This window comes from Brucella grignonensis (genome assembly GCF_002252505.1).
In the GTDB taxonomy this organism is placed as follows: domain Bacteria; phylum Pseudomonadota; class Alphaproteobacteria; order Rhizobiales; family Rhizobiaceae; genus Brucella; species Brucella grignonensis.
In genome coordinates this window covers 168,711-180,650 of record NZ_NNRL01000158.1, presented here as the reverse complement: position 1 = coordinate 180,650, position 11,940 = coordinate 168,711, and the positions used below count along the sequence as shown (strand labels likewise).

Genomic DNA, 11,940 nt, shown 5'->3' with positions numbered 1-11,940 from the left:
CTATCAATATGTAATATGTTGATGGAGTCAACATAGTTTTTTGGACGATCACTCGCCCCAGAGAACACTCCTCAATGGTGCGTGAGAAATGTTTGTGTGTTGCGCGTCTATGTACTCAAGGCAAACAGACTGGACGACACATGAAATTCGTCTATCCTATTGATTTGACGGCTCGCATTTTTGTGAATGCTCATATGCGAGTACCAAATTTGTTCGGCGCAGCAAATGCGCCTTTTTCAGGAGAACACCATGTCGGCTGTGACCGCTATCCGTTCTTTTTCTTTTCGTCGTATCATCGTAGCACTCGGGCTTGTGGTCCTTGTGCCGCTGCTTTCGGCCTGTGGTTTTAATACCATTCCGACGAATGAAGAAAAGGCCAAGGCTGCATGGAGCGAAGTGCAGAACCAGTATCAGCGCCGTGCTGACCTCGTGCCTAATCTGGTCGAAACGGTGAAGGGCTATGCTGCGCATGAAAAGGAAACTCTTCAGGCGGTGATTGATGCGCGTGCCAAGGCGACACAGGTGCAGATCACGCCGGAAACGCTCAACAATCCAGAGCTCTTCAAGCAGTTTCAGGACAATCAGGCCAATCTCACCAGCGCACTGTCGCGCCTGATGGTGGTGGTCGAGCGCTATCCGGACCTGAAAGCCAACCAGAACTTCCTTGCATTGCAGTCGCAGCTCGAGGGCACTGAAAACCGTATCACCGTTGCACGCCGCGACTATATCGAGGCGGTTCGCGTCTACAACACGGCGATCCGCACCATGCCGACGATGATCTGGACGTGGATCTGGTATCGCGATGCTGTACCGATGCAGACATTCAGCGCGGATGCGGGAAGCCAGACAGCCCCTCAGGTCAACTTTAACAATTGATCGGGTTTTTCGTGGCAGCTTCGCTTCCCATGCGCGCAGCATTTCGCGGCCTGAACTGGCTGCGGGACCTTCGTGTCTTTGTCTTGCTCTTCCTCGCATTCTTTGTTGCGGCGGGTGCAAATGCACAGGATGCGGCAAAGCCTGCACAGGCTTTGACAGGTCGGGTGGTCGATGCCGCGGGTATTATTGACCCAACAGCAAGGCAGCAGCTCACGCAGAAGCTTGCCGATTTTGAAGCGAAGTCGTCGGATCAGGTGGTTGTGGTGACGGTTCCGAGTCTCAATGGCGAAGACATCGAAACCTATTCCAATCGCCTGTTCCGCGCCTGGGCGCTGGGGCAGAAACAGGAAAATAACGGCATATTGCTGGTGGTTGCGCCCAATGACCGTAAGGTGCGGATCGAGGTCGGCTATGGTCTCGAAGGCGTCATGACCGACGCGCTTTCAAGCGTCATCATCAATGGCACCATCATTCCCGAATTCCGTACCGGCAATTATTCGAACGGCATCGTACAGGGTGTCGACGGCATTCTTTCGGTGCTTTCCGGCGATGCCGCCGAACTTGAAGCGCGGGCCAAGCGCAATGTGCAGAGCAACTCCGACGACATTGACTGGGTGTTCGTTGTTTTCATCGCCTTCTGGTGCCTGATCTTCTTCGGCGGCTTCGGCATGGCGATCCTGACGCCGGTTTTCGGACGCAAGATCGGGCCGGGCAAATATCAGTGGCTCGGCATGGTCGTGGATTACAACAATCGCGGCGGCGGCTCTGGCGGCAGGGGTGGTGGAAGCTGGGGCGGCGGCGGTGGCTGGTCGTCCGGCGGGGGAGGCGGTGGTTTCTCCGGTGGTGGTGGTTCATCCGGTGGCGGCGGCGCCTCGGGTAGCTGGTAGGGAGACGCAAACATGAAGCATCACACGCTGATTGGCGCCGAGGACCATGCCCGCATTGCCGAGGCTATCCGCAAGGCGGAAGCAGAAACCAGCGGCGAAATCTATGCCGTTCTGGCGCGCTCGAGCGATGACTATTTCTTTGCGGCGGGCTTTGTGGCGACCTGCGGCATCCTGATTGCTTCGGTGATCGCGGCCTTTCTCGCCCATTGGTACTGGTTCGATATCCGCCTGCCCATGTTTGGGCTTGCAGTGCTGGCGGCGTTCCTGACTGCGATGCTCGTGCTTTGGTTCTTTCCGGCCATTCGTATGCTGCTGGTGCCGCGCCGCATTCGCTACAAACGCGCCCATCTCAATGCGCTGCAGCAGTTTTTGGCACGCAACGTGCACATCACAGAACACCGCACTGGCATTCTGCTCTTCGTCTCGATGGCCGAACATTATGCCGAGGTGATTGCCGATGCGGGCATTCATGCGCGGGTCGAGCAGGAAGAATGGAACGAGATTGTTGCAACGCTCATCCATCATGCATCGCGCGCGCAAGTGGCCGAGGGTTTCGTACTGGCTATCGGTCAAGCGGGCACTTTGCTGGAGAAGCATTTTCCTGCTGGTGACAATGATATCAACGAGCTGGACGATCATTTGATCGAGCTTTGATTGGGGTTACCAAGTCTCAGATTCGCCGCTGATTTGTGGCGGAATTTAGCTTTTATGACGCTTACGTAAACCTGTTGTGTTGCCTGTAGTGTGATTGACACGAAGCAAAACGGCATATTTCGAAATTTCTTGGAGAGTTTTCGAAGTTTTGTTCCAAATTAAATGGATTAGATGCGAGTTTTCTGACTTTCACGGAATTTTTTGGTTGTTTTCAACGATTTGTCATCGAAACCAATGCCCAATCTGCTAGTTTGGCGCGCATTGCCATCATGACAGGAGTATCCGACGTGACTGCAAAGCAGGATCGGTCGAGCAGGGTTAAAGGTTCCAAGGCAAGCAAGGAGGAGAAGAAGGGAGGAAAGTCGAAGGCGCTTACGGCCTTCTCGCAACTTCTCTTCGAATGGGCGCCGCCAGAAGATCTGGCCGCTTACGATGCTGCCGCTCTCGACAGTTCAGCCCGTCACGGCTATGCCGCCCTCGAATCCTATCGCAAGGGCAAGAGCATCATCAGTGTCGATAACGGTATCGAACGCCGTGGTCGGCCGGTGAGTGTCATCACCATCGTCAACGACAATATGCCGTTCCTGCTCGACTCTATCATGGGTGAGCTGAACGATCATGTCAGCCAGATTTTCATGGTGGTGCATCCGGTTCTGGATATTGCGCGCGAAAAGGACGAGCTGGTCATTCTGGGTGAAGCATCGCAGCTCGCGTCTGCCAAAGGCGTTGAGCGCGTCAGCCTGGTACAGATTCATCTTCCGGCTCTCGACAAGCAGACCAAGGCCGATCTGACTGCCGCCATCAAACGCGTGCTCGGACAGGTTCGCTCTGCTGTCAGCGACTGGAAGCCGATGTTGAAGCGTCTCGATAGCGCTATCGCCGATTACAAGCGCGTTTATGAAATGACGAGTGATCCGGCCATGCCGGAGGCCATCGCGTTTCTGGAATGGTTGCGCGACGATCGTTTCATCTTCCTCGGACTTCGCGAACTGACCTTCAAGGGCAAGGGCGACAAGCGCGAACTGGTTCCGGTTAAGGAAACGCTCGGCATTCTCAACGACAATGAAGTCCGCGTCCTGCGCAAGGATGACGACGACACGGTGACGCCGCGTGAGGTAACGGAATTCCTCGACAGCAACGAGCCGCTGATCGTGACCAAGGCGAATTCGCTTTCGCTGGTGCATCGCCGCTCCTATCTCGATTATGTCGGCGTGAAGATATTCGGTGAGAAGGGCGAAGCCATCGGCGAACTGCGCCTGGTCGGTCTCTTCACCTCGGTTGCCTATACGAGTTCGGTTGCAGGTATTCCGTTCATCCGCTCCAAGGCCGATGCGGTCATCAAGCATCTTGGTTTCAACCGGGAAGACCATTCGGGCAAGGCGCTCATCAACGTGCTGGAAGAATATCCGCGCGACGAGCTTTTCCAGATCGATGTGGAAAGCCTGACTGCCAATGCTGAACTGATCCTTGCGCTCGGCGAACGCCCGCGTGTGCGTGCCGTTCCGCGTCTCGATCGGTTTGGCCGTTTCGCAACTGTGCTGGTCTATATTCCGCGTGATCGTTACGACTCGGTCGTGCGCGAGAAGATCGGTCACTATCTCGTCGATATTTATAGCGGTGACAGTTTCGAATTCCACCCGGTCTTCCTGCAGAACGGCCTGACACGCGTCCAGTTCGTCATCCGCCGTCATGAGCGTTCCACGCCGCATGTGGATCGTGAAGCGCTGGAAGCTGAAGTGCGTTCCATCGTTCGCACCTGGGACGATGCGGTTCGTGAAAGCTCTGACAGTGCCGACGCAAAGACCGTCGCGCTTGCTGCAAGCTTCCCGCCATCCTATCGCGAAATCTTCACGGCACCGGAAGCGCTGGTCGATGCGGAGCGCATCGCTGGCCTCAGCGCAGAGGCTCCGCTTTTCGTGGACTTTTATCGCTATCGTACCGATGGTCCTGATGCGGTTTCGCTGAAGCTTTATCATCACGGTGCGCCGGTTGTTCTGTCGCAGCGCGTGCCGCTTCTCGAAAACATGGGTTTCCGCGTTGTTAGCGAACAGACCATTGATCTGCCGCAAGCAGGCAAAGATGGCGCTCCGGTCTATGTCCATGACATGCAGCTTGTGAATGCTTACGGCGCTCCGGTCGATCTTTCCGACGATGGCGAGATGCTGGAAGATGTATTCCGCAATGTCTGGGACGGTCTGGCTGACAATGACGGCTACAACGCGCTGGTGCAGACCGCACGCCTGACGGCACGCCAGATTATGATCCTGCGTTCCTATGGCCGTTATCTGCAACAGGCGGGCATCGCCTATTCGCAGGGCTTTATCGCAGCCGCACTGAACCGTTATCCGGAAATCGCCAGCGACCTCTATTCGCTGTTCGATCTGCGCTTCAACCCATCGGCCAAGCGCCGTGATGCAGCTGAAAAGAAGCTGGTCGATGCCATCGAGACCGCATTGCTTGGCGTGCCGAGCATCGACGACGACCAGATTTTGCGCCGTTTCCGCAATCTGATCGAAGCGACGCTGCGCACCAATGCCTACCAGCCGGATGCCGACGGCAAGCCGCGTGTCACCTTTGCCTTCAAGCTCAATCCGCGTCTGGTCGAAGGCCTGCCGGACCCGCGCCCCTATCGCGAAATCTTCGTCTATGGGCCGGAAGTGGAAGGCGTGCATCTGCGCTTCGGCGCTGTCGCCCGTGGTGGTCTGCGCTGGTCGGACCGCGCACAGGATTATCGCACCGAAGTGCTGGGCCTCGTGAAGGCACAGCAGGTCAAGAATGCGGTGATCGTGCCGGTTGGCGCCAAGGGCGGCTTCTATCCGAAGCGTCTGCCGGTCGGCGGCGACCGCAATGCAGTGTTCGAAGCTGGTCGCGATGCCTACAAGGTGTTCATCTCGACGCTTCTGTCCGTCACCGATAACATTCATGACAATGATGTCGTGCCGCCTGCGGAGGTTGTTCGTCACGACAAGGACGATCCGTATTTCGTCGTTGCTGCCGACAAGGGCACGGCCACCTTCTCCGATACGGCCAATGCCATCAGCCAGGCACATGATTTCTGGCTGGACGATGCCTTCGCATCCGGCGGTTCCGCCGGTTATGACCACAAGGGCATGGGCATTACCGCGCGCGGCGCATGGGAAGCCGTGAAGCGGCATTTCCGTGAATTTGACATGGATATCCAGACCGAGCCTTTCATGGTTGCCGGTGTGGGCGATATGTCGGGCGATGTGTTCGGCAACGGCATGCTGCTTTCCGAACAGATCAAGCTGGTGGCTGCGTTCGACCATCGCGATATTTTCATCGATCCGAACCCGGTTCCAGCCGACGGCTTTGCCGAACGCAAGCGGCTGTTCGAATTGCCGCGTTCGAGCTGGCAGGACTATGACCGCTCCAAGCTTTCGGCTGGCGGCGGCATCTATAGTCGCAGCCAGAAGACGATTACCCTGTCGGCAGAAGCTGCTGCAGCTATCAGCCTTGGAAAGACCTCCGGCACGCCGCAGGAAATCATGACCGCGATCCTGAAATCGAAGGTCGATCTCCTCTGGTTCGGCGGTATCGGCACCTATATCCGCTCGTCCGCTGAAACGGACGCGCAGGTTGGCGACCGCGCCAATGATGCGATCCGCATCACCGGCTCGGAAGTCGGTGCACGGGTGATCGGCGAAGGCGCCAATCTCGGTGCGACCCAGCGCGGGCGTATCGAATATGCGCTGGCAGGCGGTCGTGGCAATACCGATGCCATCGACAATTCGGCAGGCGTCAACTGCTCGGACGTCGAGGTCAACATCAAGATCGCTCTGGCTGCTGCCATGCGTTCGGGCAATCTCAAGCGCCCGGCACGCAACAAGCTTCTGGTCAGCATGACCGACGACGTGTCCGAACTGGTTCTGCGCAACAACTATCTGCAGCCGCTGGCGCTTTCGCTCAGCGAAAGGCAGGGTCTGGCGGAGCTACCCTATCAGGCACGGTTCATGGCGGAGCTGGAAAACCGCAAGCTTCTTGACCGCAAGGTCGAGTATCTGCCGTCCGATGCGCTGCTGGCCGAACGCCAGAAGGCAGGCCAGCCGCTGACGCGTCCGGAACTGGCGGTTCTGCTCGCTTATGCCAAGCTGTCGCTGTCGGATGATCTGGTGGCAAGCCAGCTTCCAGACGAGCCTTACTTCCAGTCGCTGCTGTTCGGCTATTTCCCGAAGCGCATGACCAAGACTTACGCCGAGGAAATCTCCGGTCATCGTCTGCGCCGTGAAATCGTCGCTACTTTACTGGCAAACGATGTCATCAACCGTGGCGGTATCACCTTCATCAGCCGTCTGGCCGATACGACGGGCAAGTCGCCTGCCGATATCGTGCGTGCCTATGTGGCGGTGCGTGATGGCTTCGATATCGACACTATCTACGATGCCATCGATGCGCTCGACAGCAAGGTGCCGGGCGATGTGCAGAACCAGTTCTACCATCTTGTCGGCGAAATGCTGCAGGCGACGACGGCTTGGGTGCTGCGCAACGATACGACACGCGCCGACCTGACGGAACTGGTGGATACGATCACCAGGGCACGTGCCGAACTGGAACCGCGTTTCGACGGCCTGATGCCGGAATATCTGAAGAACACGCTTCAGGCCGACAAGGCCGCTTTCGTGGAAAAGGGTGCACCGGAAAAGCTGGCTCAGCGTCTTGCCAATCTGCAGCTTGCAGGCATCATGCCGGACATCGCGTTGATCGCGCATCTGGCCGGTGCCGACCGGGTGGTAACCGCCAAGACCTATTTCGGTGTTTCGGAAGCCTTCCGCATTGGTCGCATCGAGGAAGCCGCGCGTTCCATCCCCGTCACGGACTATTATGACGGGCTTGCCCTGTCGCGAGCAAGCGATACGATCACGCAGGCCGCGCGCGGTATCACCATTGCGGCGCTCAAGCGTTTTGCCAAGGACAAGGACCCGGCAGCAGCCTGGTTCGCAGCCGATGGTGCGCGTATCGAGCAGGTGAAAAACCGTATGGTGGCGCTGACGGAAGGTGGTGACCTGACAGTCTCGCGACTGGCGGTTGCAGCCGGCCTGATGTCCGATTTAACACAGTAAAGCAGAGCAACTCTGAGTTAAGAGGGCGGCTTCGGTCGCCCTTTTTTGTTTATTGTGGGTGGTGACAGCGCAGTATAAGGTCCAGCTTAATTATGTAGAGGCAGCTTCGGGCAGAGACGTTCAGCTGTTGCGGGGAGCAGCTTCAAGCATCGGGGGCAAGGAGCAATTCGTGAGCGATCAATCTGTGAGCGCGGGAGGCTATGCTTCCCGACGCGGCGTATGGGGCTGGATATTTTTCGATTGGGCGGCACAGCCGTTTTTCACGGTTGTCATAACTTTTATTTTTGGGCCTTACTTCATCTCCCGTATGGCCGAAACGCCAGAAGCCGGGCAGATTGCATGGGGCTATGGCTTTGCGGCGGCGGGCTTGGCAATCGCCATTCTATCGCCCGTTCTGGGTTCGATTGCCGACCAGACCGGTGCGCGCAAGCCGTGGATCGGTTTTTTTGCAGTTCTCAAGATCCTCAGTCTGATGACACTTTGGTTCGCGGTGCCCGGAGCCAATCTGTTCTGGGTATTGCTTGCCTTCAGCATAGCGATGGTCTCTGCCGAGTTCTCCATCGTTTTCAACGATTCCATGATGCCGCGTCTCGTGCCGCGAGAAGATATAGGAAGAGTTTCCAATCTCGCCTGGGGACTTGGTTATCTGGGTGGTATGATCGTTCTGATCTTTGTCGTCTTTTGTCTCGCGGCATCACCTGAAACCGGCAAAACGATCATTGGCATGAAACCCTTGTTCGGGCTGGACCCGGTACAAGGAGAAGATGCTCGCATCACAGGGCCGATTGCCGCGATCTGGTATTTGATTTTCGTTCTGCCAATGTTTTTGTTCACCCCTGATCAGGCGCGTGGAAAGCCTTTGCGACAGGCGCTTGGCAAAGGCCTCTCGGAGTTGAGAGCAACATTGGGCGAGATACGCAAGCGTCCAGGCGTCGCACGATTTCTGGTCGCCCGAATGATTTATCAGGATGGCGTCAATGCCATCATCGCCTTGGGTGCAGGCTATGCTGCATCGTTGTTTCACTGGTCGATCACGGAAATTGGACTTTTCGGCATGATCACCAATGTCATGGCAATTTTCAGCTGCCTTGTTGCAAGCCGCATGGATACGCGCTTTGGCTCCAAAGCGATTGTGATGATTTCGCTGGTATTGCTGTTTTTCGCTTCCATAGGCATGGTATCTACGGGGCGGGACTATCTGCTGTTTGGTATGGTGGCGCTCGACTATTCGCCGGCTCAAGGCTTGTTTGCGACGTCTGCGGAACATGCTTTCCTGATTTACGGTATCATGATGGGTGCAGCCTTTGGCCCGGTGCAGGCCTCATCTCGCTCCTGGTTTGCGCGCAGCATCAAGCCGGAAGAATCGGGTCGATATTTTGGTATCTACGCGTTGGCTGGCAGAGCAACCAGCTTCCTTGGTCCATTCCTGGTGGCAACCGTGACAGCGTTCACGCATTCGGCGGCATTGGGTATGTCAGTATTGGTGCTGTTTTTTGCCGTCGGTTTGGCGCTTGCTGCGAGAACGCCTTATCCGGCTGATAGATAAAAAATGCGGTACACAAATGAAATGCGCCGATCTGATTGGATCAGATCGGCGCATCTTTAATGTTTAATCTCTAATACCAAAGATCATTGAGTGAAACTCATTGGACTTTGGTTGAGCCCGAGTGGCGCTTGAACTTTATCAAGGCGTGATGCGTTAGCATCTTGAGCCGCCTTGGTTATAATGTTTACATCATGCCAGCGGCTTTGGCACAGGCAATGGCGATAAGACCGCCGACCACAGGTGCTGCAACCGGCACCCATGCATAGGACCAATCGGATCCGCCTTTACCCGGAATGGGCAGCAGAGCATGCGCAATGCGTGGTCCGAGGTCGCGTGCCGGATTGATTGCATAGCCGGTCGGTCCGCCGAGTGACAAACCGAGCGCCCATACGAGAAGACCAACCGTCAGTGGGCCCAGAACGCCGACGGTACCAACAGCCTTTGCACCAATGGCGATGACAACGAATACGAGCACGAAAGTGCCGATGATTTCCGTGATGAAATTGGCCGGAATGTTGCGGATTGCTGGGCCTGTACAGAAGACGGCAAGCTTGAGATCTTTGTCTTCGGTTGGCTTCCAATGAGGCAAGTAGGTCAGATAAACCAGAACAGCGCCCGCGAATGCACCAAGCATCTGCGCCGCAATATAGGGGGCGACGTCAGCAGCAGGAAATGTGCCAGCTGCATAGAAGGCGAGGGTCACAGCCGGATTGAGATGGCCTGAAGCACCCGCTGAAACCGCAACTATGACACCACAAAGAACGGCAAAACCCCAGCCCGCTGTTATGACGATCCAACCTGAGTTCTGACCTTTGGATTTGGCCAGAAGCACGTTGGCGACGACGCCGTCACCCAGTAGGATAAGCACCATTGTGCCGAGAAATTCTCCAATAAAACCATGACCCATTTTTTGCTCCGAGGATAATTGGGCGCTGAAAAACCGTCCGGTGGGCAGATGTGCTCACCGGCTGTGCAAAACTATTGTCCATTTTCAAGCGATGGCCCGTTGATCGGGCCAGATTGAAACCCTTATTCGACCCAGTTGAGGGAACGCTGAACAGCCTTTTCCCATGAGGCGAACAGGCGGGTTCTTTCCTTTGATGTCATCTTGGGGTGCCAGCGCTGACCAACTTGCCAGTTTTCGATAATGTCGTTCGTCGATTTCCAGTAGCCAACGGCAAGACCCGCTGCATAGGCGGCACCGAGAGCTGTGGTTTCGATGATCTTGGGACGTACAACCGGTACATCCAGGATGTCGGACTGGAACTGCATGAGAAGCTCGTTGATGGTCATGCCACCGTCGGCGCGCAATTCGGTGATTTCAACACCGGAATCCTTGACCATTGCTTCCAGCACTTCGCGCACCTGATAGGCGCTTGCTTCGAGTGCTGCACGCGCGATGTGACCCTTATTGGCAAAACGTGTCAGACCGGCGACAACACCACGTGCCGAATCTTCCCAGTGGGGGGCGTAAAGACCAGAGAAGGCAGGAACGAAATAGACATCGCCATTGTCTTCGACGGTGCGAGCCAATGTTTCAATGTCGCCGCTGGTTTTGATGATGCCGAGATTGTCGCGCAGCCATTGCACCAGAGCACCGGTGATGGCAATCGAGCCTTCAAGCGCATAGATCGGCTTTTTATCGCCAAGCTGATAGGCAACTGTGGTAAGCAGGCCGTAGGTCGATGGAACCAGCTTTTCGCCGGTATTCATCAGCATGAAGCAGCCAGTGCCATAGGTGTTCTTGGCTTCGCCCGGCTCAAGACAGGCTTGACCGAAAAGGGCTGCCTGCTGATCGCCCAGAATACCTGCGAGCTTGACGCCCTCAAGCGCCGGCAGGGAGATATCGCCATAGACCTCGCTGGATGAGCGAATTTCTGGCAGACAGGCAGCTGGAATATTGAAAAGACGCAGAATTTCCTCGTCCCATTTCAGGGTCGCAAGATCCATAAGCTGCGTCCGGGAGGCATTGGTGACATCGGTAATATGGATGCCGCCATTGGTGCCGCCTGTCAGGTTCCAGACAACCCAGCTATCAATAGTGCCGAACAGAGCGTCGCCCGCTTCAGCCTTCTCGCGTGCACCCGGAACATTATCCAGAATCCAGCGTAGCTTGAGGCCCGAAAAATAAGTCGAGATAGGCAAGCCAGTCTTGCTGCGCAGACGATCCGCGCCGCCATCCTGCACGAAATGGTCGACCAGTTCGTCGGTACGTGTATCCATCCAGACAATTGCATTATAAAGCGGTGTGCCTGTTTTTTTGTCCCAAAGCAGTGTGGTTTCGCGCTGGTTGGTGATGCCGACCGATGCGATATCGGAAGCCTTGAGCTTGGCTTTCTTCAAGGCTGCTGCGATGACATGCTGCGTGTTGCGCCAGATTTCATTGGCGCTGTGTTCAACCCAGCCCGCTTTTGGATAAATCTGCTCGTGTTCGCGCTGATCCATGGCGATAATATCGCCATGCTTGTCAAATATAATGAAGCGTGAACTCGTGGTCCCCTGATCGATGGAACCGATAAATTGAGTCATGTGCTTTTGCTCCTCCCATTCGGGTGCTTGTTACCGGCAGAGCGCAAAATCGTGCGAACTGCCTGCTTTCCAAATCAACTTAATACAGGATGACGCCTCAGGCATTCCCAATAGCTTCGTGCCATCCCATGCACTTTCGTTACGCTCTCCAAAACGCATGATACGAAATAATATGAATATAAAACGAAAGCAATATGAATTCACTTTTTTGCGAGTGACGTAAAAGTGATGAAAATATGTCGCAATGAATAAGGTGGCTTTCATTTCCGAACATCAATCATTCCAGCTGTAATCCGCGAGGCGTGGATTTTTCGAGGCTCAACGATGGCACTATGAAAAAAGGGCCCCGGGAAGATGCCCCCGGAGCCCA

At 55.7% G+C, this 11,940-nt stretch carries 7 protein-coding genes; 5 read left to right on the top strand and 2 right to left on the bottom strand.

Features of this window, described 5'->3' with window-relative positions; genetic code table 11:
* The first annotated feature begins 249 nt into the window (after positions 1–249).
* The 5 genes from CEV33_RS10465 (at position 250) to CEV33_RS10445 (ending at position 9,041) form a co-directional block, all read left to right on the top strand.
* A complete protein-coding gene (locus CEV33_RS10465; protein WP_094540430.1) occupies positions 250–876 on the top strand; it encodes a LemA family protein in 627 nt (208 codons plus the stop codon).
* 29 nt (positions 877–905) lie between these two features.
* On the top strand, positions 906–1,763 hold the full coding sequence (locus CEV33_RS10460) for a TPM domain-containing protein (RefSeq protein WP_235818394.1): 858 nt from the start codon (positions 906–908) through the stop codon (positions 1,761–1,763).
* A gap of 12 nt (positions 1,764–1,775) precedes the next feature.
* On the top strand, positions 1,776–2,417 hold the full coding sequence (locus tag CEV33_RS10455) for a TPM domain-containing protein (RefSeq protein WP_094540429.1): 642 nt from the start codon (positions 1,776–1,778) through the stop codon (positions 2,415–2,417).
* 287 nt (positions 2,418–2,704) lie between these two features.
* Positions 2,705–7,495 carry an NAD-glutamate dehydrogenase gene (locus tag CEV33_RS10450; RefSeq protein ID WP_094540428.1) on the top strand — a complete coding sequence of 1,597 codons (4,791 nt, stop codon included), beginning with the start codon at positions 2,705–2,707 and terminating at the stop codon, positions 7,493–7,495.
* Between the two features lie 169 nt (positions 7,496–7,664).
* Positions 7,665–9,041, top strand: coding sequence for an MFS transporter (locus tag CEV33_RS10445; protein WP_094540427.1), 1,377 nt, complete (start codon positions 7,665–7,667; stop codon positions 9,039–9,041).
* A 184-nt stretch (positions 9,042–9,225) separates the two neighbouring features.
* Here the strand turns inward: CEV33_RS10445 and CEV33_RS10440 are convergent, their stop codons facing one another.
* Together CEV33_RS10440 and glpK are read right to left on the bottom strand one after the other, a co-directional pair.
* Positions 9,226–9,948 carry an MIP/aquaporin family protein gene (locus tag CEV33_RS10440; RefSeq protein WP_094540426.1) on the bottom strand — a complete coding sequence of 241 codons (723 nt, stop codon included), beginning with the start codon at positions 9,946–9,948 and terminating at the stop codon, positions 9,226–9,228.
* A 122-nt stretch (positions 9,949–10,070) separates the two neighbouring features.
* Positions 10,071–11,570, bottom strand: a complete 1,500-nt coding sequence (gene glpK / locus CEV33_RS10435) for a glycerol kinase GlpK (RefSeq protein WP_094540425.1) — start codon at positions 11,568–11,570, stop codon at positions 10,071–10,073.
* Positions 11,571–11,940 lie beyond the last annotated feature (370 nt).

What these genes read in the sequence shown, in the direction of transcription:
- CEV33_RS10440 (WP_094540426.1), bottom strand. Translation starts at nt 9,948, where the DNA reads ATGGGTCATGGTTTTATTGGAGAATTTCTCGGCACAATGGTGCTTATC.
- CEV33_RS10460 (WP_235818394.1), top strand. Translation starts at nt 906, where the DNA reads ATGCGCGCAGCATTTCGCGGCCTGAACTGGCTGCGGGACCTTCGTGTC.
- CEV33_RS10465 (WP_094540430.1), top strand. Translation starts at nt 250, where the DNA reads ATGTCGGCTGTGACCGCTATCCGTTCTTTTTCTTTTCGTCGTATCATC.
- glpK (WP_094540425.1), bottom strand. Translation starts at nt 11,570, where the DNA reads ATGACTCAATTTATCGGTTCCATCGATCAGGGGACCACGAGTTCACGC.
- CEV33_RS10455 (WP_094540429.1), top strand. Translation starts at nt 1,776, where the DNA reads ATGAAGCATCACACGCTGATTGGCGCCGAGGACCATGCCCGCATTGCC.